The organism is Microbacterium sp. ZW3a (assembly GCF_057167165.1).
Genome location: NZ_CM169903.1, coordinates 2,822,238 through 2,844,116, shown reverse-complemented (window position 1 = coordinate 2,844,116; position 21,879 = coordinate 2,822,238). Strand labels below are relative to the sequence as shown.

General features: G+C 71.9%; 19 protein-coding genes. 9 read left to right on the top strand and 10 right to left on the bottom strand.

Translation table 11 applies throughout. From position 1 onward, the window contains the following. Positions 1-64: 64 nt before the first annotated feature. Both ACU6WY_RS13285 and arfA read left to right on the top strand, forming a co-directional pair. Positions 65-3,694, top strand: a complete 3,630-nt coding sequence (locus tag ACU6WY_RS13285; protein WP_483820113.1) for an aldehyde dehydrogenase family protein — start codon at positions 65-67, stop codon at positions 3,692-3,694. 247 nt (positions 3,695-3,941) lie between these two features. After that, positions 3,942-5,459 (top strand): arabinosylfuranosidase ArfA, encoded by a 1,518-nt coding sequence (arfA, locus tag ACU6WY_RS13280; protein ID WP_483820112.1) that lies wholly within the window; start codon positions 3,942-3,944, stop codon positions 5,457-5,459. A 61-nt stretch (positions 5,460-5,520) separates the two neighbouring features. On the opposite strand, the gene ACU6WY_RS13275 is transcribed toward arfA, so the two are convergent. Beyond that, positions 5,521-6,102 carry a 1,2-dihydroxy-3-keto-5-methylthiopentene dioxygenase gene (locus tag ACU6WY_RS13275; protein WP_483820111.1) on the bottom strand — a complete coding sequence of 194 codons (582 nt, stop codon included), beginning with the start codon at positions 6,100-6,102 and terminating at the stop codon, positions 5,521-5,523. Between the two features lie 216 nt (positions 6,103-6,318). Between ACU6WY_RS13275 and ACU6WY_RS13270 the strand changes: the two genes are divergently transcribed. The 4 genes from ACU6WY_RS13270 to mtnK are packed head-to-tail and all read left to right on the top strand — an operon-like array spanning position 6,319 to position 11,217. Next, entirely contained in the window at positions 6,319-7,413 is a 1,095-nt protein-coding gene (locus ACU6WY_RS13270; protein ID WP_483820110.1) for a substrate-binding domain-containing protein, read from the top strand. Then, a complete protein-coding gene (locus tag ACU6WY_RS13265; protein WP_483820109.1) occupies positions 7,410-8,969 on the top strand; it encodes a sugar ABC transporter ATP-binding protein in 1,560 nt (519 codons plus the stop codon). Before ACU6WY_RS13270 ends, ACU6WY_RS13265 begins: the two co-directional genes overlap by 4 nt. Further along, positions 8,966-10,018 (top strand): ABC transporter permease, encoded by a 1,053-nt coding sequence (locus ACU6WY_RS13260; protein ID WP_483820108.1) that lies wholly within the window; start codon positions 8,966-8,968, stop codon positions 10,016-10,018. Before ACU6WY_RS13265 ends, ACU6WY_RS13260 begins: the two co-directional genes overlap by 4 nt. Continuing rightward, positions 10,015-11,217 (top strand): S-methyl-5-thioribose kinase, encoded by a 1,203-nt coding sequence (mtnK, locus tag ACU6WY_RS13255; protein ID WP_483820107.1) that lies wholly within the window; start codon positions 10,015-10,017, stop codon positions 11,215-11,217. Before ACU6WY_RS13260 ends, mtnK begins: the two co-directional genes overlap by 4 nt. A 3-nt stretch (positions 11,218-11,220) precedes the next feature. Here the strand turns inward: mtnK and ACU6WY_RS13250 are convergent, their stop codons facing one another. Together ACU6WY_RS13250 and ACU6WY_RS13245 are read right to left on the bottom strand one after the other, a co-directional pair. After that, the gene (locus ACU6WY_RS13250) at positions 11,221-11,727 is read right to left on the bottom strand and encodes an N-acetyltransferase family protein (RefSeq protein ID WP_483820106.1); all 507 of its coding nucleotides are present in this window, start codon (positions 11,725-11,727) and stop codon (positions 11,221-11,223) included. Then, positions 11,724-12,074, bottom strand: a complete 351-nt coding sequence (locus ACU6WY_RS13245; RefSeq protein WP_483820105.1) for an ArsR/SmtB family transcription factor — start codon at positions 12,072-12,074, stop codon at positions 11,724-11,726. The genes ACU6WY_RS13250 and ACU6WY_RS13245 overlap by 4 nt, the downstream gene beginning before the upstream one ends. Positions 12,075-12,175: 101 nt before the next feature. On the opposite strand from ACU6WY_RS13245, the gene ACU6WY_RS13240 reads away from it, so the two are divergent. Beyond that, entirely contained in the window at positions 12,176-13,489 is a 1,314-nt protein-coding gene (locus ACU6WY_RS13240) for an FAD-dependent oxidoreductase (protein WP_483820104.1), read from the top strand. 50 nt (positions 13,490-13,539) lie between these two features. On the opposite strand, the gene ACU6WY_RS13235 is transcribed toward ACU6WY_RS13240, so the two are convergent. Both ACU6WY_RS13235 and ACU6WY_RS13230 read right to left on the bottom strand, forming a co-directional pair. Next, on the bottom strand, positions 13,540-13,941 hold the full coding sequence (locus tag ACU6WY_RS13235) for an arsenate-mycothiol transferase ArsC (RefSeq protein WP_483820103.1): 402 nt from the start codon (positions 13,939-13,941) through the stop codon (positions 13,540-13,542). 17 nt (positions 13,942-13,958) lie between these two features. Further along, positions 13,959-14,633 carry an arsenate reductase/protein-tyrosine-phosphatase family protein gene (locus ACU6WY_RS13230; RefSeq protein WP_483820102.1) on the bottom strand — a complete coding sequence of 225 codons (675 nt, stop codon included), beginning with the start codon at positions 14,631-14,633 and terminating at the stop codon, positions 13,959-13,961. Between the two features lie 46 nt (positions 14,634-14,679). Between ACU6WY_RS13230 and ACU6WY_RS13225 the strand changes: the two genes are divergently transcribed. Further along, positions 14,680-15,438 (top strand): aquaporin, encoded by a 759-nt coding sequence (locus ACU6WY_RS13225; RefSeq protein ID WP_483820101.1) that lies wholly within the window; start codon positions 14,680-14,682, stop codon positions 15,436-15,438. A 9-nt stretch (positions 15,439-15,447) separates the two neighbouring features. Next, complete coding sequence (locus tag ACU6WY_RS13220; protein WP_483820100.1) at positions 15,448-16,833, top strand: FAD-dependent oxidoreductase; 1,386 nt, start codon at positions 15,448-15,450, stop codon at positions 16,831-16,833. 222 nt (positions 16,834-17,055) lie between these two features. Here ACU6WY_RS13220 and mtnB read toward each other — a convergent pair whose 3' ends face one another. The 5 genes from mtnB to ACU6WY_RS13195 all read right to left on the bottom strand — a co-directional run bounded on the left by mtnB (position 17,056) and on the right by ACU6WY_RS13195 (position 21,623). After that, complete coding sequence (mtnB, locus tag ACU6WY_RS13215) at positions 17,056-17,688, bottom strand: methylthioribulose 1-phosphate dehydratase (protein ID WP_483820099.1); 633 nt, start codon at positions 17,686-17,688, stop codon at positions 17,056-17,058. After that, complete coding sequence (mtnC, locus tag ACU6WY_RS13210; RefSeq protein WP_483820098.1) at positions 17,685-18,386, bottom strand: acireductone synthase; 702 nt, start codon at positions 18,384-18,386, stop codon at positions 17,685-17,687. The genes mtnB and mtnC overlap by 4 nt, the downstream gene beginning before the upstream one ends. Then, a complete protein-coding gene (locus ACU6WY_RS13205) occupies positions 18,383-19,567 on the bottom strand; it encodes a translation initiation factor eIF-2B alpha/beta/delta subunit family protein (RefSeq protein WP_483820097.1) in 1,185 nt (394 codons plus the stop codon). Before ACU6WY_RS13205 ends, mtnC begins: the two co-directional genes overlap by 4 nt. Before the next feature lie 82 nt (positions 19,568-19,649). Beyond that, entirely contained in the window at positions 19,650-20,501 is an 852-nt protein-coding gene (locus tag ACU6WY_RS13200; protein WP_483820096.1) for a hypothetical protein, read from the bottom strand. An 846-nt stretch (positions 20,502-21,347) separates the two neighbouring features. Further along, positions 21,348-21,623 (bottom strand): hypothetical protein, encoded by a 276-nt coding sequence (locus ACU6WY_RS13195; protein WP_483820095.1) that lies wholly within the window; start codon positions 21,621-21,623, stop codon positions 21,348-21,350. Positions 21,624-21,879 lie beyond the last annotated feature (256 nt).

Here is a 21,879-nt window from a genome sequence, read left to right as displayed (position 1 = left end):
GGGAGTTCCCCGGTCCGCGGCGGGCCGCCGGGGGCGCGCGCGGTGGGTGCCTAGGCTGGGGAACATGAGCGAGAACGACCCGAACACGCACGGTTCCCGGCTCTCCTCCGATGTGGTCGAGCGGGCGGTCGCTCACGTCGCGGCGTTCGCGGAGAACAGCGACCCCACCCCGCCGGTGGTCGCGGATCCGGCGGCCGCGACCTTCCTCGCCGCCGCTGCCGACGGCATCCTGCGCCCCGAGGGCACCACCGCCCCCGCCGCGGCTCTGCACCGGCTCGCCGGCGATGTTCCGGCGTCGCTGCCGTGGCTCGTGCGCGGTGCCGTGCAGGTCGGGGGCGCGGTCGCCCCCGTGCTCCCCACGCCCGCGGTTCCCCTCGCCCGCCGAGCCCTCGCCGACGCCCTCGCGCCCCTGTTCGTGGACGCCCGTGGTGAGCGCCTCGGCCCCGCGCTCGAGGCCGCGCGCGCCGCGGGCGAGATCCCCGACCTGCTGCTCCTCGGCCCCGCCGTGCGGGGCGAGTCCGCGGCGCGGCGCCGGCTCGATGGCATCCGGACCCTCGTGGAGCGGGCGGACGTCGATCGCGTGTCGGTCGCCGTGGGCGATGTCGTGACGGGGCTGTCGTCGTGGGCCTTCGACGCCGACGTCGAGCACGCGGCCGAGCGTCTGCTGCCCCTGTTCCTCGACGCGGCCGCGGCGGACACCCGCGTGATGCTGGTGGTGGAGGGGCGCGACGATCTCGACCTCACGGTCGCCGTCCTCACGCGCGTGCTCGAGGAAGAACGGCTGCGCTCGGCGGTCGCCGGCATCGCGCTCCCCGTCGCCGTGCCCGAATCGGTGGACGCTCTGCGCGAGCTCTCGGCGTGGGCACGGGTGCGCGTGGCCGAGGGCGGTGGCTCGCTCGCGGTCCGCCTCGACGACGCCCTTCCCGACACCGACGATGCCCTGCGTGCGGCGCGCCACGGATGGGCAGCCCCCGCCGCGACCACGACCGCCGACCTCGACGCCCTCACGGTCGTGGCCGTGCGGGAGGCGCTCGGGCGCCGCGCCGCGCGAGGGCTGACGGTCGAGTTCGCCACCGCCGACCCCGTGCGCGCCGCTCTCGTGCGCGCGCTCGACGACTCGGAGGAGGGGAGCATCGCCCTCGCCGTGCCGCGGGGCGCGACGTGGATTCCCGGCGACGAGTACCCCGCTCTGGTGCCGGTGGTGCACCCCGACGAGGCCGACGCGGTGATCGCCCGGCTCGCCGCGCGCGTCGCGCGCCGCACACCCCCCGAGGACCCCGATCCGGCCGCGCGGCTGACCGCGGCTCTCGACGCCGGTCCGACGTCGCCCGCGGCGGCCCGGACTCCGCAGCGTCGCCCCGTGCCCGATCGGGCGATCCTGCGCGACCCCGCCCTGGACGACCCCGCCGATCCGGGGCTCACCCAGGCCGTCCTGGGAATCGCGCGCGACGCCGCCCCCGGCGACACCTCGGCGCTCGGCCCCGACGTGCAGCAGATGCTCTTCGGCGGGCAGGCGTTCGTCGACACCGCGGTGTTCTCGGCGCGCGAGACGACCGAGCTCTCCGGGTCCGCCCCCGGGTTCCGCAACAGCGCCGGCACCGACCCCACCGTGGCCGAGGACCGCGCCTGGGCGCACAGCGTCCTCGGCGCCGTTGCCGGCTCCACGGCGGGCGATGCCACCGCCGCGGCCGGGCGGGTCGAGGACCAGGCCGGACTCGACGCCGTCATCTCCCGTGTCCGCGACGCGGCCGAGGCGTGGGGAGCGCTGCCCGCCGTCGAACGCGCGAGCGTGCTGCAGGCGGCATCCCGCTCTCTCGACGAGCACCGCGCGGCGCTGGTGGAGGTGCTGGCGTCCGAGGGCGGGGCCCTGTTCGCCGAGGCCGACGGCGAGGTGAGCGTCGCCGTCGACGCGGCGGCCTACTACGCCGCGACCGTGAAGGAGCTGGACCGGGTGGCCGGGGCGGTGTTCGTGCCCGATCGGGTCACGGTCGTCGCGCCGCGCTGGAACTCCTCGGTCGGCCTGTGCGCGGCCGAGACCCTCGCCGCGCTCGCCGCCGGGTCGGGGGTCGTGCTCACCCCGTCGCCGCGCGCGCGCCGTGCGGGCGCGGTCGTGGCCGAGGCGCTGTGGGCGGCCGGGGTGCCCCGCGACGTGCTCGCCTACGTCGACCTGAACGAAGAGGCGTCGGGCCGGGCGCTCGTCGTGCATCCCGGGATCGACCGGGTGCTGCTGTCGGGGGCGCGGACGACGGCCGAACGGTTCCTCGGCTGGCGTCCCGACCTGCCGCTCCAGGCCCTGACCGCCGGCCGCAACGCCGTGATCGTGACCCCGTCGGCCGATGTCGATCGCGCCGTCGCCGACATCGTCGCGGGAGCGTTCGCGCGCGCGGGGCAGGCCGCGACGGCCTCCTCGCTCGTCATCCTCGTGGGGGCCGCCGCGCGCTCGTCGCGGTTCCTCGATCAGCTGAAGGATGCCGTGACCTCGCTGCGGGTCGGACCCTCCGACGACCCGCTCTCCGACGTCGGTCCGCTCGTCGAGGAGCCCGCGGGTGACGTGCGGCGCGCCCTCACCGTGCTCGCCGACGGTGAGCGCTGGCTCGTGCAGCCGCGGGAACTCGACCTCGGACCCGAGACGGCGGGGCGCTACTGGACTCCCGGGGTGCGCGTCGGCGTGCACGCCGGTTCGCACCTGACCCGGGCCGCGGTCGCGGCGCCGGTGCTCGGCATCCTGCACGCTCCCACGCTCGCGCGGGCGATCGAACTGCAGAACCTCGTGGGCTCGGGATTCGTCGCCGGCCTGCACACGCGCGACGTCGCCGACCTCGACCTCTGGCTCGCCACCGTCGACGCCGCCGTGCTGCGGGTGAACCGGCCGACGACCGGGGCGGTCGTGCAGCGCGAACCGCTCGGCGGCTGGGGTGCGGCCGGAGTCGGTCTCGGGGCGATGTCGGGCGGTCCCAACCGGCTCGTCGCCCTCGGCTCGTGGCGGCCGTCGTCGGGGGGCCCGGCGTCGTCGACGCTGCACCTGCGCGGGCTCGACAGCCGGATCTCCTCGCTCATCGAGGCGGCGCAGCCGACGCTCGATTACGCCGCGTTCGAGTGGCTGCGGCGGGCCGCGCTGTCGGATGCCGTGGCCTGGGACCGCGAGTTCGGCCGGGTGAAAGACGTCTCGCGCCTCGGGCTCGAGCGCAATCTGCTGCGGTACCGCCCGGTCGATGTGGCGGTGCGCGCTACCGCCGACGCGCCGTGGCAGGCGCTGCTGCGCGTGCTCGTGGCTGCGGTGCGCTCGGGGTCGACCTTCAGCCTCAGCACCCCGGTGGGCCTTCCCGGGCCCGTGCGGCACCTCCTCGGCGAGAGCAACGTCGCCGTGTCGGTCGAGACCGACGGGGAGTGGTTGCAGCGGATGGCGGGGGGTTCTCCGGATGCCGAGCCCGCCGACGGCACGGCCCCGGTCGCCGCGGCACCGGCGGGACCGCGGGCCGCGCGCGTGCGGTTGGTGGGATCGGCGGCGGCGGTCGAGACCCTGCGCGTGGCGCTGGCGGAAACCGTCGGTGGCGACCCGGCGCTCACGGTGTACACGGGCGAGGTGACCACCGCCGGCCGCCTCGAGCTGCTGACGTTCCTGCGCGAGCAGGCGGTGTCGATCGAGGCGTTCCGTTTCGGCCGCCCCGACCCCTGGAGCGTCGAGGTCATCTGACACCTGCCCCCGGGCCGGGCCCCGGGCCGGCGCCGGCGCCGGCCCCGGCCCCGGCGCGGGCGTTTCGCGCGCGCGGGGTCACACGTTCGGGTCGAACGCACACGGTGCGGTCGGCCGTTGCGTGTGCCTTCGTGCGGATCGTGTGTCTTCGCTGGCGCGACCCGAGCCGCGTCCGGGCGCGGGTTTCGAAAACGTTTTTGCGCGGGCGGGGCAGCGGATACGGTCGAAGCAACACGGAGGAGCAATGATGACCACCGCCCGCTTGACCCTCGACCCCCGCTTCGCGATCGGGGCCGTCCGCCGCCGCCTCTTCGGCGGTTTCGTCGAGCACCTCGGACGCCACGTCTACGACGGCATCTACGAACCCGACCACCCCGAAGCCGACGAGCAGGGCTTCCGCCGCGACGTGCTCGAGCTCGTGCGCGAGCTCGGCGTCTCGATGATCCGCTACCCCGGCGGCAACTTCGTCTCGGGCTTCCGCTGGGAAGACAGCGTCGGGCCGCGCGAGCAGCGCCCTCGCCGCCTCGACCTGGCGTGGCATTCCACCGAGACGAACGAGGTGGGCCTGCACGAGTTCGCCGACTGGCTCGACAAGGCCGGCAGCGAGCTGATGCTCGCGGTGAACCTCGGCACGCGCGGCACGCTCGAGGCCATCGACCTGCTCGAGTACAGCAACCTCCCCGGCGGCACCGCCCTGGCGCAGCAGCGCATCGACAACGGTCGCGCGGCACCGTTCGACGTGCGGGTGTGGTGCCTCGGCAACGAGATGGACGGACCGTGGCAGCTCGGCCACCGCTCCGCCGAGAACTACGGCAAGCTGGCGGCGCAGACGGCCAAGGGCATGCGTCAGCTCGACCCCTCGATCGAACTCGTCGTGTGCGGATCGTCGGGGGCGCAGATGCCGACGTTCGGCGAGTGGGAGCGCGTCGTGCTGACCCACACGTACGACGACGTCGACATGATCTCGTGCCACGCCTACTACCAGGAGCACGACGGCGACATCGACTCGTTCCTGGCATCCTCGGTCGACACCGATCGGTTCATCGAGTCCGTCGTCGCCACGGCCGATCACGTCGGCGCTGTCCGCGGCAGCAGCAAGAAGATCGACATCTCGTTCGACGAGTGGAACGTCTGGTACATCGACCGCGTCGCGTCCGAGAAGCCCTCGGCCATCGACGACTGGCCCGTCGCCCCGCGCCTGCTCGAGGACGTGTATTCGGCGGTGGATGCCGTGGTCTTCGGGAGCCTGATGATCTCACTGTTGAAGCACGCCGACCGGGTGGCATCCGCGTCTCTCGCCCAGCTGGTCAACGTGATCGCCCCGATCATGACCGAGCCGGGCGGACCCGCCTGGCGCCAGACGACGTTCTTCCCGTTCTCGATCACCTCGCGCCTCGCGCAGGGTGACGCGGTGCGCCTGCAGGTGGAGGCGCCCACGATCGACACCGCGAAGCACGGCACGTTGCCGGCGGTGGATGCCGTGGCCACCCACGACGCCGAGACGGGCGCCGCCGCGGTGTTCCTGGTCCACCGAGGGCGTCAGGAGCCGGTCGAGGTCGCGATCGACGTCCGCGGTCTGGGCGAGGTCGAGCTCGTCGAGACGCACCTGCTGCACGACGACGACCCGTACGCCAGCAACACGCTGAACGACCGCGAACGGGTACAGCCCCGCCCGCTCGACGGGGCCCGGGTCGTCGATGGCATCCTGCACGTGACCCTGCCCCCGATCGCGTGGGCGGCCCTGGCGCTGCGACGCGTCGGCTGAGAAAAGCGGAAACGCCCGTTCCTCACCGAGGGAGGAACGGGCGTTTCGGTGCGCGAGAGCGTCAGGCCAGCTGGGCCCGGCGCGCGTGCAGCTGGTCGAACGTCGCGAACGACTCGGCGATGGGGCTGCCGGTGAAGTGACCGACCCAGCCGTCGTCGTCGTGGAAGAAGCGCACGCTCACGTAGTGCGGCGCCGTGCCCATGTCGAACCAGTGCGTGGTGTTCGCCGGCACCGAGATGAGGTCGCCCGCCTCGCAGTACACGGCGTGGACCTTGTCGTTGGCGTGCAGGTAGAACACGCCCGCGCCCTGGGCGAAGTAGCGGTCCTCGTCGTCGTCGTGCTTGTGCTCCGAGAGGAACTTCTGGCGGAACGGCGTCTTGAGCTCGTCGTAGTCGGACTGCGCGGGGTCGAGCGCGACGACGTCGACGAGGGTGTACCCCTCGCGCTGCTTCACCTCGTCGATCTCGGCGGCGTAGAGGGCGAGCACCTCGTCCTGCGAGGCGCCGGCGGGCACCTCCTTGACGTCCCAGCGCGAGAAGCGGGCGCCGAGCTCGGCGAGGGCCGCACGGATCTCGCCCTCGTCGGTGGTCTCGAGCACCGGAGTGTTCGGGTCGGTCTCTTTCCAGACGGTCAGGAGCGTCACGGCTCCTCCTCTCGGACGAATGCGGTCGGGATGCTCCGATTGTCCCGCCCTTCCCGTCCTCTCGGCCACTTCGGGCGTCCACGGACGCCTCTTCCTGTAACAAACCGCAACCTCGACTAACCCGCTCCGGGCGCCCCCTGCTTGACTGCTCGACGGCCGCCGCACCACAGCATCCGCGACGGCCCTCCGCACCCGACCTTGTCCGAAGGGGACCCCGTGTCCGTTCGCTCCCACCGCTGGGCCACGCTGATCGCCACCGCCGGCGTCGCCGCCCTCGCGCTCACCGGCTGCGCGCAGCAGAACACCGCCGCGCCCGCCGCCTCCGCCCCCGCCGTGCAGAAGGCCGAGAACCTTCCGGCCCCGTTCGACGCCGAGCCGCTGAAGGTCGCGCTCGTGCAGCAGTCCGGTGCCGGCGACTACTTCACCGCGTGGACCGCGGGCGCCAAGGCCCAGGCCGCCGCCGTCAACATCGACCTCACCGTCTACGACGCGCGCAACGACAACGCCAAGCACGCCTCCGACCTCGAGCAGGCGATCGCCTCCCAGCCCGACGCGATCATCGTCGACCACGGCCAGACCGACACGATCGAGCCGCGCGTGCACGAGGCGGTGGATGCCGGCATCCCGGTGATCGTCTACGACCTCGGCCTCGAAGACACCGAGGGTGTCATCGTGACCTCGCAGTCCGACGCGTCGATGGCGCAGGGCGTGCTCGACCAGCTCGTGGCCGACAACGGCGACGGGGCGAAGGTCGGACTCGTCAGCGCCGAGGGCTTCGCGCCGCTGGATCGTCGCAAGGCGGTCTGGGACGAGGTCGTCGCCGAGAACGGGCTCGACCAGCTCTTCTTCACCGGTGAGGTCACCGAGTCCACCGCGACCGACAACATCCCGCTCGTCGACGCCGCGCTCAAGGCCAACCCCGGCGTGCAGGCGATCTTCGCCCCGTACGACGAGATCACGAAGGGCGTTGTGCAGGCCGTGCAGCAGAACAACCTGCAGAACGCGGTGAAGGTCTACGGCATCGACATCTCCAACGCCGACATCGAGGTCATGATCGCCGAGGGCAGCCCCTGGGTCGCCACGAGCGCCACCGACCCCTCGGCCATCGGGGCGGCCGTTGTCCGCACGCTCGCGCTGCAGCTGGCCGGCGAGCTGACCGAGACCTCGGTGCAGTTCCCCGCCGTGACGATCACGCGCGCCTTCCTGCTCGAGAACGAGATCACCAACGTCTCCCAGCTGCGCGAGGCCGAGCCCTCGCTGCTGCTGAGCGACACCGTGGTCGCCGACTGGCTCCCCGCCGTCTCGGGATGACCTCACCCCTCTCGCACGCCGCTCCGGCGGATGACACCTCCGTCATCCGCCTGAGCGGCGTCGGCGTGCGCTTCGGCAGCAACCAGGTGTTGCGCGAGGTCTCGCTCGCGCTCGAGCCCGGGAGCATCACGGCGCTGCTCGGCACCAACGGTGCCGGCAAGTCGACCCTCATCGGGGCCGTCTCGGGCGCGAATGCGAGCTACACCGGCGACATCGCGGTGGGCGGTCACGTCCTGCGCCTGACCTCGCCCGCGCGCGCTCGGCGCGCCGGCATCGAGACGGTCCACCAGCGCATCGCCGACGGCATCGTCCCGGGGCTGAGCGTCGCCGACAACCTCGCGCTCACCGATCTCGCCACCGGCGGGCACCGTCTCGTGCGCCGGGCCGAGGCCGAGCGCGTCGCCCGTGCCGCCCTCGACCGGCTCGGTCTGGCGTGGTCCGACGAGGTGCTGAGGGCGGATGCCGCGCGCCTGGGCACCTCCGACGCGCAACTGCTCGTGCTCGCCCGCGCCCTGCGCTCGACGCCGCGCCTGCTCATCCTCGACGAGCCCACGTCGGCGCTCACCGCCGCCGAGGCCGACCGCCTGTTCGCGGTGCTGCGGGTGCTCCGCGACGAGGGGTTGTCGATCCTGTTCGTCAGCCACCGCTTCGGTGAGATCGAACGGCTCGCCGACCGCATCCTCGTGCTCCGCGACGGGCAGCTGGAGCTCGACGCACAGCGCCCCTTCGACTGGCACGCGGCGCTCGAGGCCATGCTCGGTGTCCCCACCGACCTGCAGCAGCACGTCACCGAGCCGCTCCCCGCGGGCGCGGAGGTGCTCCGCGTCGAGGCGGCCGCGCTCCTCCCCGGCCGCGAGTCGCTGTCGCTGAGCGTGTTCGGGGGTCAGGTGACCGGCATCCTGGGTCTGCTCGGGGCCGGCAAGACCGAGCTCGCCGAGATCGTCTCCGGCGTGCGCCCGGTCGGGGAGGCGCGGCTGCAGCTCGACGGCGTCCCGTACCGTCCGGGGTCGCCCGCGGCGGCGAAAGCGGCCGGCGTCGTGCTCGTGCCCGAGGACCGCCAGCGCCAGGGCATCCAGCCGGGATGGTCGATCGGCCGCACCGTGGGGCTCCCGGTGCTGCGCGAGCTGTCGCGCGGGGGCGTGATGTCGACCGGGCGCGAGCGCGCCGCGGCCGACGACGTGATCGATGCGTACGGTGTCGTCGCCGAGTCCGCCGACACCCGCGTCGACGACCTGTCGGGCGGCAACCAGCAGAAGGTCGTCGTCGGGCGCTGGCTGCGCACCGCGCCGCGCCTGGCCGTGCTCGACGAGCCGTTCCGCGGCGTCGACATCGGTGCCCGCCGCCGCATCGGCGACGCCGCCCGCGACCGAGCTGCCGCGGGAGCCGCGGTGGTCGTGCTCTCCAGTGACGTCGACGAGATCCTCGACGTCGCCGACCGCATCGTCGTCCTCGTCTCGGGACGCATCGCTCTGGACACCCCCGCCGGGGTGCTCGACCGCGCGCGCATCGTCGCCGCGCTCCTGGACGACCCCGGCCACCGGAAGGAAACCGCATGACCTCCGTCTCGGCTCCCGCGCCCGTCCGCGCGGGCCTCGGCTCCCGCGCGATCGATATCGTCGCGAAGTGGGGATTCGTGGCGGTGACGGTGCTGCTCATCGTCTTCTTCGCCGTGACCGAACCCGCGTTCGCGACCCCCGAGAACGTATTCGGGATGCTGAAGTACATCGCCCCGATCGGCATCGCCGGGCTCGGGGTCACCCTCGCGATGACCGTTGGCGGTCTCGACCTCTCGGTCGGCGCGAACGCCGGGTTCGCCGTGTCGATCGCGGCGTGGACGCTCGTCATCGCCGGCCAGGTCGGCGGCATCGCGGTGGGTGTCGTGCTCCTCTCGGGCGCGCTCATCGGCGCGCTCAACGCCGCGCTCATCGTCTTCGCGCGCATCCCCGACCTGCTCGCGACCCTCGCGACCATGTTCACCGTCGTCGGGCTGAAGCTCATCATCGTCGACGGCAAATCGATCTCGTCGCAGATGACCCTCGCCGACGGCACGACCGCGCCGGGACGCTTCACCCCCGACTTCCTGTGGTTCGACCGCGGCTCCCTCGGGCCCGTGTCGGTGCCCGTCCTGCTCTTCCTGGGCCTCACGATCGTGCTGTGGTTCGTGCTGGACCGCACCCGTTGGGGTCGCGCGCTCGCCGCCGTGGGCTCGAACCCCGAGGCCGCCCGTCTCGCCGGCATCCGCGTGCGCGCCTACCGGGCCGCGGCGTACATCGGCTGCGGCATCCTGGCCTCGATCGCCGGTCTCGTGCTGGCCGCGCGCATCGGTCAGGGCGACGTCTCCGCGGGCAACAGCCTGCTCCTGGATGCCGTCGCTGTCGCGCTCGTGGGCGTCTCGGTGCTCGGCATCGGCCGACCCAACGCGTGGGGCACGGCGCTCGGCGCCGTCCTCATCGCCGTCATGGTCACCGGGTTCTCGATGATGGGCCTGCCGTACTACATCCAGGACTTCGGAAAGGGCGTCGTGCTGCTGGTCGCCCTGCTGTTCAGCTTCACGTTCCGCCGCCGCAAGACCACCATCGTCGCCGGGAGCACCACCGCATCATGACCGAATCCCTCCTCACCGATCAGCTCACCGTCGAGTCCGTTCCCGCGTACCTGCGCGCGCGCCCGCACCTGGCGGGGCCGCTGGAGGTGGCATCCATCGTCTCGGTCGACGAGGTCGGCGACGGCAATCTGAACCTCGTCTTCATCGTGAAGGATGCCGCCGGGCACGGTGTGGTCGTGAAGCAGTCGCTGCCGCACGTGCGCGTCGACCCGTCGTGGCCGCTCACGCGCGAGCGCGCGGCGCGCGAGGCCGTGGTGCTGGGCGTGCACGAGCGCATCGACCCCGCCCACGTGCCGGCCTTCCACGGGTTCGACGCCGAGGCCCTCGCGCTCTCGATCGAAGACCTGAGCGACCATGCCGTGTGGCGGGGCGAGCTCAACGCCGGACGCCTGCACCCGTACGCGGCGGCCGAGCTCGGCCGGTACGTCGGCGCCGTGGGCTTCGCCACCAGCGTGTTCGGCACACCCGGTCCGGAGCGTCGGCGGGCGATCGCGGAAGCGACCAACCCCGAGCTCAGCGAGATCACCGAAGACCTCGTCTTCACCGAGCCGTACGTCGACCACGAGCACAACGGCTGGCTCGCCGCGAACGAGGACGACGTGCGCGACCTCCGCGCCGACCGCGCGTTCGTACGCGAGATCGGCCTGGCCAAGCAGCGGTTCCAGGAGAGCACGCAGAGCCTGCTGCACGGTGACCTGCACACCGGGTCGGTGTTCGTCCGCGCCGAGGGGGCCTCGGTGCGCGCGTTCGACTCGGAGTTCGGCACGTACGGTCCCACCGGGTTCGACCTCGGCGCGGTGTGGGCGAACCTCCTCATCGCCGCGGCCCGCGCGCACGTTCTCGGGCGAACCGCGGATGCCGAGACGTTGCTGACCCTGCCGGTGTCGCTCCTCGACGCGTTCGAGGCCGAGTTCCGCCGACGGTGGCCCGACCGCGTCGACCCCCGCGTGTACGGCGACGACGTGCTCGCGCACACGCTCGCGCAGATCCGGTCGGATGCCGCGATCTACGGCGCGGCCAAGGCCGTGCGCCGCATCGTGGGGTTCTCGAAGGTCGCCGACATCCAGACGCTCCCGGAGACCGAGCGCGCCGTCGCCGCCCGGCTGGTGCTGCGGGCCGCGCGCACGCTCGGCACCGCGCGCCTCGATGACGCCGACCCTCGCGTGCTCACCGCGCGGACGCTCGAGATTCTGGCCTGACGCTCAGTCGGTTCGTCGCCGCTCGACGAGGATCGTGTCGCGCCAGCGGCCGGCCCACGGCCCGCAGGTCATGAGCGCGATGCGTTCGCGCCGCCCGATGCGTCGGAAGCCGGCGCGGTCGTGGAGCGCGAGGCTGGCGGTGTTCTCGGGGAAGATGCTGGATTGCACGGTCCAGATGCCGGCGTCGTCGGCCGCGCGGAGGAAGGCGTGCAGAAGCATCGCGCCCACGCCGCGCCCCCGCGCCCGATCGGCGACGTAGACGGAGTGCTCGACGACGCCGCGGTAGACGGCGCGGGTCGAGACCGGCGACGCGGCGATCCACCCGATCACCGCCGCGTCGGTGTCGACGGCGACGAGGCGGCCGATCTGCAGCCGGCCGGAATTGAACGTCGCCCAGTCCGGCGTCTCGCACTCGAAGGTCGCGTTGCCGCCCTCGATGCCCTCGCGGAAGATCTCCTCGACCGCCGGCCAATCGTCGGCGGTGAGCGCTCGCACGGCGACGCGGCTCATGGCCGGAGGGCGCGCGCGGCCTGGTCGAGCGCGTCGGTGACGACGCGGTAGTACGCCCACCGGCCGCGCTGCTCGCGCGTGGCGAGACCCGCGTCGACGAGGAGCTTCATGTGGTGCGAGACGGTCGGCTGAGACAGACCGACCGGCTCGGTGAGGTCGCAGATGCAGGCCTCGCCCTCGCCCGACGCGGCGATCAGCGACAGCAGGCGCACCCGCGTGGGGTCGCCGAGCGCCTTGAAGATGCGGGCCGTGTGCTCGGCCTCCTCGGGAGTGAGGACGCCGCCGGTCAGGGGCGTGCAGCACACCGCGGAGTCCGGAGCGGACAGGAGCGGGAGCGTTGTGGGCATGGGGCGATTCTCGCACGTCGTATTGACATCTGTCGATACATCGATGATCCTCTATCCATCGATGGTCGTCGATGCTCGCTGAGAAGGGAAAGAGGATTCCGATGGAGAACGCGTTGCCCGTGGTCGTGATCGGAGCGGGGCCGCAGGGTCTCGCCGCCGCCGCCCATCTGAGGGAGCGGAACGTCCCGGCCGTTGTGCTCGAGGCCGGCTCCGGGCCTGCCGCGGCCGTGGCCGAGTGGGGTCACGTGCGGCTCTTCTCCGAATGGCCCGAACTCATCGACACCGCCGGTGCGCGGATCCTCGCCCCGACCGGGTGGGCTGCCCCGACTTCGGGCTACCCGACCGGCGCGCAGTGGATCGAGAAGTACCTGGAGCCGCTCGCGGGGGCCCTGGCAGACGACATCCGCTACGACAGTCGCGTGATCGGGGTGTCCCGGCTCGGCCGCGATCGCCTCGTCGACGCGGGGCGCGGCGACCAGCCCTTCACCGTTCACGTTCAGCCCGCCGACGGCGCGGAGTACCGTCTCCCGGCCCGCGCGGTGATCGACGCCTCGGGTACCTGGTCGGTACCGAACCCGGCCGGAGCCGACGGGCTTCCGGCCCTGGGTGAGCGCGCGGCCGCCGACCTGCTGTCGTACCGGATCCCCGACTTCCGCGACCGTGAGGGGTTCGAGGGGCGGCACACGGTCGTGATCGGCTCGGGGCACTCCGCGCTGACCGCCGTGCTCGCCCTCGCGCGCATGGCGCGCCGCGACCCGTCCACCACCGTCACGTGGGCGCTGCGTCGCGCCACGGCGGGCACCGCGTTCGGCGGCGGCGAGGCCGACGAACTGCCCGCCCGTGGGGCCCTCGGCATCCGGGCGAAGGAGGCCGTCGAGGCGGGACTCGTCACGCTGGTCACGGGCTTCCGCGTCGAGCGGGTGGCGCGCGACGGGGCGCGTCCGGTTCTGATCGCGGAGGACGGTCGCACGCTGACCGCCGACCGGGTCGTGGTGCTGACGGGCTTCCGTCCCGACCTGTCGTTCCTGTCGGAGCTGCGGCTGGAACTCGACCCGACGCTCCAGGCTCCCGTGCGCATCGCCGCCGAGGTCGACCCGAACGTGCACTCGTGCGGGTCCGTCGCCGCGACCGGGGCGGTCGACCTCGCGCAGCCCGAGCCCGACTTCTACCTCGTGGGCGCGAAGTCGTACGGACGCGCGCCGACCTTCCTCGCCCTCACCGGGTACGAGCAGGTGCGCAGCGTCGTCGCCGAGCTCGCGGGTGATCGCGAGGCGGCCCGCCGGGTCGAGCTCGCGCTGCCCGACACCGGGGTGTGCGGCGGGGCGGGGCTCTTCGATGCCTCCGGCGTCTCGCTCGGCGCCGCCTGCTGCGCGCCCCCGGTCCTGCAGATCGGGCGCGCGCCGGCGACCGTGTGACGCAGAAGAGGGGCGGATCGATGCCGATCCGCCCCTCGGTGCGTTACGCGTCAGCGTGCGAGCAGCGTGCCCTGGATCTTCGCGGACACCGCTTCGCGCAGGGGCCGCACCGCGTCGGCATCCCACGATTCGGGGTTGGGGAACGACCACTCCAGCACCTCACCGCGCGGGGTCGAGGGGAGCGCGAGGCCCGGCTTCATGAGCACCACGACGTCGGCGGTGTCGAGGTCGTCCTCGGTGACGGGGCGGGGGACGCGATCGGTGATGTCCATCCCGAGCTCGGCGACGGTGGCCGCGACCGCGGCGTTCACCTTGTCGGCGGGGGCGAGGCCCGCCGAGGTGGCGGTGAAACGATCGCCGGCGAGGTGCTCGAGGAGGGCGGCGCCCAGCTGGGAGCGACCGGCGTTGTGCTGGCAGATGAAGAGGACGGTGGGGGCGGTGGTGGTGCTCACGGGTGTTCCTTCGGTGATCAGGGGGTGGTGAGTCGAGGGGCGAGTTCGGTGATGCGGCGCTCCAGCTCGTCGTAGGCCGAGTCGAAGGCGTCGGTGGTGCCGGTGCGCACCGGGTCGGGGATCGACCAGTGCAGGTTGCCGGCCACCCCGATCTCCTCGTGCGCCGTGTCGCAGACGGTGATGACGAAATCGGAGTCGGTCAGCACGGAGTCCAGCGCTTGGGGTGATCCGGCGGAGAGGGTGAGCGCGTGGCGCTCGGCGGTGGCGACCGCACCGGGGGCGATCCGCTCGGCGGGATGGGTGCCCCCGGACGCGGCGGGAATGGTGCTGTGTGTGGCCCAGAGGGCGGCCGCGAGCTGGGACCGGGCCGAGTTCGCGGTGCAGACGAAGACCACCCGCTGCGCGCGCTCCGTCCTGCCGGGGGCCAGGTCGGCCAGCGCCGCTTCCGTCAGGCGCACGTAGCTGCGCCGACGGTCGGCCTCCGAGCGGGAGCGCTCGACCATTCCGACCGATTCGAGGACGTTCAGGTGGTGCGCGACGAGGTTCGACGGCAGGCCGAGGGTGGCGCGGATCTCCGAGGGAGACAGGTCGCCCAGGGTGAGCAGATCCACGATCCGCAGGCGCGACGGGTCGCCGAGGGCGGCGTGCCGGGCGGCCCGATCTTCCACGGCCGAAGTTCTCTCAACGTTCATTGCCTCAATATTGACTGATCTATCCCTCACGGGTCAAGATGATGCCGTGACTCCCACCGAATCCGTCTCCGCTCCGCGCCGGCCCCACCTCGCTCGCCGGGTGGCGGCAGAGTTCGTCGGCACAGGTCTGCTGGTCACGGTGGTCGTCGGATCCGGCATCGCCGCGCAGCGCCTTTCGCCGGACGATGTCGGGCTGCAGCTCCTCGAGAACAGTCTGGCCACCGCTCTCGGGCTGGCCGTGATCATCCTCATGCTCGGTCCCGTCTCGGGAGCGCACCTGAACCCCGTGGTGTCCGTCGCCGACTGGGTGCTCGGGCGCCGTTTGGGCACCGGTCTGCCGCTGCGCGACCTCGGTCCGTACCTCGCCGCGCAGATCTTCGGGGGCATCGCCGGGACGCTCCTGTCCGGCGTCATGTTCGACGTCGCCCCCGCCTTCTCCGCGAACGAGCGCGCCACCGGCGGCCACCTGGTGGGAGAAGTGGTGGCCACCGCGGGACTCGTGCTGCTCATCTTCGCCCTCGCCCGCACCTCCAGCGGGGTGACCACCGCGGCCGCGGTGGGCGCCTACATCGGTGCGGCGTACTGGTTCACCAGCTCCACCTCGTTCGCGAACCCGGCCGTGACGATCGCGCGGATGTTCACCGACACCTTCGCCGGCATCGCGCCCGCGGCCGTGCCGCCGTTCATCCTCGCCCAGTTCGCCGGCGCCGCCCTCGGGCTCGCGCTCGTGGTCCTGTTCTATCCGACCGCCGCCCGGACCGCGGGCGAGGTCGTAACCCCCGTGCACCTCGAAACGCGATCCTGAAAGGTCCTCATGCACCTCGTTGCCATCGGCGGAAGTGACGCCGGAATCTCCACCGCCCTACGCGCCCGGGAGCTCGACCCCTCCGTCGACGTCACGGTCGTGGTCGCCGACGCGTACCCGAACTTCTCCATCTGCGGCATCCCGTACTTCTTCTCGCGGGAGGTGCAGCCGTGGCAGTCCCTGGCGCACCGCACCCACGCAGACCTCGAGGCCACCGGCATGACGCTGCGCCTGGACACCCTCGCCACCGGCATCGACGTCACCGGCCAGAAGCTCACCGTGCGCGCCGCCGACGGCACCGAGTCGACCATTCCCTACGACGCGCTCATGGTCGGCACCGGCGCCTCGCCCGCGACCGCCGGCATCGCGGGGCTCGACGAGCTCGGACCCGACGACGGTGTGCATCTGCTCCACTCGATGGGCGACACCTTCGCCCTGGAGCGCTTCCTCGACGAGCGTCAGCCCCAGAGCGCGATCATCGTCGGCGCCGGGTACGTCGGTCTCGAGATGGCGGAGGCCCTCACCGTTCGGGGGCTCCACGTCACGCAGCTCCAGCGCGGACCCGAGGTGCTGTCGACCCTCGACCCCGAGCTCGCATCCCTCGTCCACGACGAGCTCACCCGGCACGGCGTCGACGTTCGCACCGACACCCGCGTGGCCTCGGTCGCCCGCGAGGGTGGGCGTCTCACCGTCACCGGCACGCACCACGGCGAGCCCGTCGCGCACACCGCCGACCTCGTGCTGGTCGTGGTCGGGGTCCGCCCCAACACCGAGCTGCTCACCGCGGCGGGCGCCTCGACCGGGGCCGGCGGGGCGGTCGTCGTTGACGAGCAGATGCGCACGGGTCTGCCGAACGTCTGGGCCGCCGGCGATGGCGTGGTCACCCACCACCGTCTCCTCGGCGTCACCTACCTGCCGCTCGGGACCACCTCCCACAAGCAGGGCCGCGTCGCCGGCGAGAACGCAATCGGCGGCGACGCCCGGTTCGCGGGCAGCCTCGGCACGCAGGTCGTGAAGGTGTTCGACGTCGTCGCCGCGCGCACCGGCCTGCGCGACCACGAGGCCGTCGCCGCGGACTTCGCGCCGCACAGCCACACCGCGATCGCCGACGACCACAAGCGCTACTACCCGGGTGCCACCCCGATCAGCATCCGCGTCACCGGCGACACCCGCGACGGTCGCCTGCTGGGCGCCCAGCTCGTCGGCACGCGCGGCGCGGAAATCTCCAAGCGCGTCGACACCTACGCCGTAGCGCTCCACCACGGCATGACCGTGGCCGAGATGAGCGACCTCGACCTGTCGTACACGCCCCCGCTCGGCTCGCCGTGGGATGCCGTGCAGATGGCGACGCAGGCGTGGGAGCGCGAGGCCCGCGCGCTGGCGCTCACGCGGTAGTCGGCGGGGTCGCCCGCGCTGCGTGCCGCCCCCGGCCCCGGCCCCCGTCCCAGTCCCAGTCCCAGTCCCAGCGATAAACGCTTCCCGCGACGAGAAACGCGCTCAGCAAGCGTGTCTCGGCGTGGGAAGCGTTTATCGCGTGGTGGGGGCGACGCGCGTCGGGGCAGGGGCGTAGGCGTGCGCGGGTGCGGGCGACGCGCGGCGACGCGGGGATGCCAGAGCTCAGCGTGTCGCGACCGCGAAGCGCAGCAGCCACTCGGTGATCTCGAGGTGGCGGCGGGCCGCGGCGACATCGGCGCCCCACGCGTACATGCCGTGGCTTGCGACGATGAGTGCGGGGACCTCGGGAACCTCGGCGGTCGCCGGCCGGTAGACGGCGTCGAAGCGGGCGGCCTCGACTGCCATGTCTTGATCGTTCTCGATGACGGGGATCGTCACGGTCTCGTCGTGGGCGCGGTGGCCGATGCCCTTGAGCATCTCCATGTCGCGGATCTCGACCCCGCCCGGCCAGCGGTGCCCGGCCACGACCGCGTCGAACGCGTGCACGTGGAACACCGCCCCCGCGCCCGTGCGCGCGGCGATGTGGGCGTGCAGGCCGGCCTCGGCCGAGGGCGGACGGGTGTCGGCGGCGTCGAGCGCCGTGCCGTCGGCGCCGATGAGCACGACGTCACGCTCGGTGAGCTCGGACTTGTCCAGGCCCGAGGCGGTGACGGCGAGCACGAGCGGATCGCGGTCGACCACGAGCGAGAGGTTGCCCGAGGTGCCGCGCATCCAGCCGTAGCCCGAGAAGCGCGCGGCCTCGGCGGCGAGGGCCGCCCCGGCGGCGCGCACCCGGTCGGGGTGGGGGAGGGTCACCGGGTGAGCCCGATCTCGTCGAAGGATGCCACCGCCGGGGCCGCGAAGTTCGCGCCGTGCCAGGGCTCCCCCTCGCGGTCGAGCGCCACGACCTGCCACCCGGCGGCGAGGGCGGCGGAGACCTCGTCGGGGTGATCGGTGAGGAACAGCGCCCGCGATGGCTCCACCCCGAGGGCGGCGGCGATCCGGTCGTACGAGCCAGACTCCTTCTTGGGGCCCGCGCTCACGGTGTCGAAGAAGTCCTCGACGAGCACGGTCAGGTCTCCCTGCGGGGCGTGGCGGAACCACGGCACCTGCGAGGCCACCGAGCCCGACGAGTACACGGCCAGACGGATGCCGTTGTCGCTCCACGCCCGCAGCCGGGTGGGCACGTCCTCGAAGAACTGCGAGTGGATCTCGCCCGTGGCGAAGCCCTCGGCCCAGATGATGCCCTGCAGGGTCTTCAGCGGCGTCGACTTGACGTCGGAGGCCATGAGCCCGCGGAGCGCGTCGGCGATCTCGGCGTCGGAGGCATCGGCATCCAGGCCCGTCTCGGCGATCGCGTCGGCACGGGCAGCGCGCACGGTGTCGTCGTCGCGGCCGAGCACCTCGTCGAGGCGCGGGCGGGCGTAGTCGTACAGGTCGCCGAGGATGAACCCTGCGGCGCTGGTGGTGCCCTCGATGTCGAGAACGACGACGTCGGCGGAGATGGCGGTCATTGGGGATCCTCGTCGGGAGAAGGGGACACGGGACGGAAGGCGACGGTGTCGGGCTGCACGGTCGCGGCGATCGGGGCGGGTTCGGCGGGGGAGCGGCGTCGGCGGAGCGCGGGTGCGGCGTCGACGGCGCTCGCGTCGGGGACGGTCGAGAAGTGCTCGCCGACGCGCGCGGGCTCGAACGTGCCGCGGCTGGTGGCGATGCGGGTCACCAGGCGCGGGGGAGTGACGTCGAACGCCGGGTACCACGCGTCGCTCACGAGCGGGCTGGCCGTGCGGTGGCCGAGCACCTCGAGCACCTCGCGCGGATCGCGGTCCTCGATGACGACGTCGGCACCCGTCGGGGCGCCGGGATCGGGCGCTTCGACCATGGCGATGTACGGGATGCCGAATGCCGCCGCCGCGGCCGCGTGCGCGAGCGTGCCAACCTTGTTCACGACCGACCCGTCGAGGGCGACCCGGTCGGCCGCGGTGACGACGGCGTCGATGGGCCCGGTGCCGACGCCCCGGGGAGAGGAGAGGGCGGCGGCGGCCATGCCGTCGGTGATGAGCGTGACCTTCTGCCCGAGCTCGCGCAGCGAGTGGGCGGTCAGGCGCGCGCCCTGCAGGTACGGGCGGGTCTCGGTCGCAATCCACTCGATCTCGCGCCCGGCTTCGCGAGCGGCGGCGACGAGGCCGAACAGGTAGGCGTCGGCCCAGCAGTGCGTGAGGATGCGCGGCGATTCCGGCAGCAGCGACAGCGTCGCCCGGCCCAGGCGCAGACTCGCCTCGCGGTAGCCGCGGTCGACCGCGGCGGCGGTCTCGAGCGTCGTGGCGACGAGGGCGTCGGTGTCGTCGGCGTCGCGGCCGGCGTCGAGGATGCGGGCCACCGCGTCGCGCGGGTGCGCGTTCGTCGGCCGCGCGGTGGCGAGGGCGCGTCCGGCGCGTCCGAGGGCCGTGCGCGCCTCGCCGAGGGGGAGCGTGCGCGCCTGCAGGGCAGCGAGGGCCATGCCCGCGGTCGCGGCGTAGAGGGGGCCCGAGCTCTGGGTCACCATGTCGCGGATCGCCGCGGCGACCTCGTCGGGGGTTGTGGCATCCACCCACTCCACCCGCGCGGGGAACACGCGTCGGTCGAGGATGCGGACGACACCGGCGGCCTCGTCGAAGACGACGGAATGCTCGAGGGTCGCGGTCGTGGCAGACATCGAGGTCATCCTCCCACGGGGCACGGACACGGACCGAGTCGATGACGCCGCGCGACCGGATGCCTGAGCGATTCGGCAGGTGTCAGTTGCTGGCCCTGTGAATGACGTCACGATGCCAGCCGGCGAAGTTCTCTACATACGGTGGCTCGGTAGGGGCGACTTCGTCGAAGAACTTTCTCATATCACCGGTCCACCGGCCTCGACGCTGCAATCCGTCTTGACCAGCGAACATGAACACGGTTCTCGGGAACTCGGACGATTTCTCCGTCACCCTGTCGACGAGGAAGCGATGCATATCGAACGCGATCCGGAACGCCCGAACCGCCTGTTGTCGTTCTGGCTGGTAACCGGCGTGAACGACGCGATTCCGCAACGCAGCCGTTTCTCGGCGATAGGCCTGCCAGGCGGAAGACGCGGACGTCCAATCGCCGCCCAAGCGACCGATCGTGTGCGCTGTAGCTCGTTTCAAGGCCGTGTTGTTAGGTGTAAAGATGTGGGCTGCTGCATCTACGGCAACGCGCCAATTCCTGTCCGCAGAGGTCACACATTCCTCCCACAGCAGGGACGATAGAACTGCGTCCAGGAGGACTTCGGTCGCTGTCGCCGCGGCGACGACGGCGGCTCCATACTCGCCCTCCGCGTGAAGCAATCGCCGCGCCTCTATCATCTGTTCGCGCGCCGCCGTTTCCGGGGAAGCTGCGCCAATGCGTTCTGCCCAGCTGGCGAAGGCGTCCTGATCGAAATCCAAGCTCTCGTCGACTGGGATGTTCGTGTGTTCGAGCATCATCACTCGCGGCCCACTCCACTTGAGATGCGGGAGATCATCCAGATCGAACTCCGCGGATTCGTGCATTGACTCTTCCATCATGATCATGACCGACGTTCGCTCGTAGGTCGGCAAGAGTGGGGAGCGGCCTTTGTCCATCAGCCTCACGGCCCTCACCACCGTGCGAGCAGCGTGAAGGGCTCGCATGAAAGAGTCCTGTCGAGGTTGCAGATCCCGCATTTCGCCGGTCCAATCCGGAGTTGGCCGGTCTGGAGAGTTCGCGGAAGTAGTTACTTCGACGATCGAGTGCCTCTGGAACAGGGGATGGGTCGGAGAGGCATCAGCCCATTGCGACGCGAAGTCAGCCCCGGCAATGCTGAGAACGGCACCAATAGAGAGCATGGTGGAATCTCCGCTTGGCAGGCGCGTGTGTCGAACGGTGACGTGCGCGAACGCGGGCCCGGATGACTCGTCCGCCCCGTGATAGAGCTGAAGGGTGTTGAATCCCTCGGGCACGTCGATCGGATCGGGAAGGCGGAACGAATATCGGATGAAGTGGTGATGAGCCTCAGCGTGTTCACAGCGAGGGGCGCCGCAGACGGGCGCTCTGTTCGTCGCCGAACCCCCGTGGAAGGGTCGAGGTTGGGTCACGCCCGGTACCTCGCTATGCCACGTCAGGGTGCGTCGAGTACCGCCCGATGACCATCGCGATCCCCTCGCGTACGAGTTCGCTCTCGGTTTTACCGGTTGTCGCTCTGATTGCGCTGAGTGTCTCGTAGTCGGTTTGTGGAACTCGCCCTCGCACGGTGGGAGAGGTTCCGGATGCTGCGGCGGAACGGCGCGGGCGTCCCGGCTTGCGCATGGCTTCGCGGATGTTTTGCTCGTCGCCGAACTCGCGGAGAAGGAATGCGCGGCCCGCTGCGGAGGCCGCGTCGCCAGCGCGGACGTCGAAGGGGGGCGCAACAGGGCTGTCGGACTCGGAGATCCGCTCCGCCCGAGTGTCATTGTTTTCGATCATCCGGGGTTCTCCTCTCGATACCGTCTCAGCTTCGGTCCCAGACGCATGGCATGGAAGACCCGGGCTTCTGGGACTCCGCCGAAGTCTTCGACCAGGATCTCGAGTTCACGGGAGGTCTGTGCGTGCTCGGGTCCGATGTAGAGCACCACTCTCCCTCCGCGTTGTCCGGTTTCCGGAAGCGTCGCGACATAGGTCGCGTGCAGGATCGCGTAGACCTGGTCGGATTGGCTGACACCGTGCTTACGACTCGACTCCTCCCAGATCGGGCTCACGATGATCTCGCGCTCCTAGAGAGAAGATCGACCGAAAGAAAATGTAGCACAGTTAGCCCTTCGTGCGTCCGAAGGCTCAGTATCGATCCGTCCGGTTGCTCGCGCACCTGCCGAGCCGGGGGCCATGACCGAGGCACCGCGCAGTTCACGAGTGATTTCGCCCGTACAGGTCCCGCGAGCCAGAAACGCTTGGCATCTGTTCCTGCTGTCGCGCTGCGCATAACCTCAGCGCTTCACGCACCCTCCGCCCGATCCG

Excerpts from the sequence above, each read along its gene's own strand:
- ACU6WY_RS13285 (WP_483820113.1), top strand. The coding sequence starts at position 65 with ATGAGCGAGAACGACCCGAACACGCACGGTTCCCGGCTCTCCTCCGAT.
- arfA (WP_483820112.1), top strand. The coding sequence starts at position 3,942 with ATGACCACCGCCCGCTTGACCCTCGACCCCCGCTTCGCGATCGGGGCC.
- ACU6WY_RS13265 (WP_483820109.1), top strand. The coding sequence starts at position 7,410 with ATGACCTCACCCCTCTCGCACGCCGCTCCGGCGGATGACACCTCCGTC.
- ACU6WY_RS13260 (WP_483820108.1), top strand. The coding sequence starts at position 8,966 with ATGACCTCCGTCTCGGCTCCCGCGCCCGTCCGCGCGGGCCTCGGCTCC.
- mtnK (WP_483820107.1), top strand. The coding sequence starts at position 10,015 with ATGACCGAATCCCTCCTCACCGATCAGCTCACCGTCGAGTCCGTTCCC.
- ACU6WY_RS13250 (WP_483820106.1), bottom strand. The coding sequence starts at position 11,727 with ATGAGCCGCGTCGCCGTGCGAGCGCTCACCGCCGACGATTGGCCGGCG.
- ACU6WY_RS13245 (WP_483820105.1), bottom strand. The coding sequence starts at position 12,074 with ATGCCCACAACGCTCCCGCTCCTGTCCGCTCCGGACTCCGCGGTGTGC.
- ACU6WY_RS13240 (WP_483820104.1), top strand. The coding sequence starts at position 12,176 with ATGGAGAACGCGTTGCCCGTGGTCGTGATCGGAGCGGGGCCGCAGGGT.
- ACU6WY_RS13230 (WP_483820102.1), bottom strand. The coding sequence starts at position 14,633 with ATGAACGTTGAGAGAACTTCGGCCGTGGAAGATCGGGCCGCCCGGCAC.
- ACU6WY_RS13220 (WP_483820100.1), top strand. The coding sequence starts at position 15,448 with ATGCACCTCGTTGCCATCGGCGGAAGTGACGCCGGAATCTCCACCGCC.
- mtnC (WP_483820098.1), bottom strand. The coding sequence starts at position 18,386 with ATGACCGCCATCTCCGCCGACGTCGTCGTTCTCGACATCGAGGGCACC.
- ACU6WY_RS13205 (WP_483820097.1), bottom strand. The coding sequence starts at position 19,567 with ATGTCTGCCACGACCGCGACCCTCGAGCATTCCGTCGTCTTCGACGAG.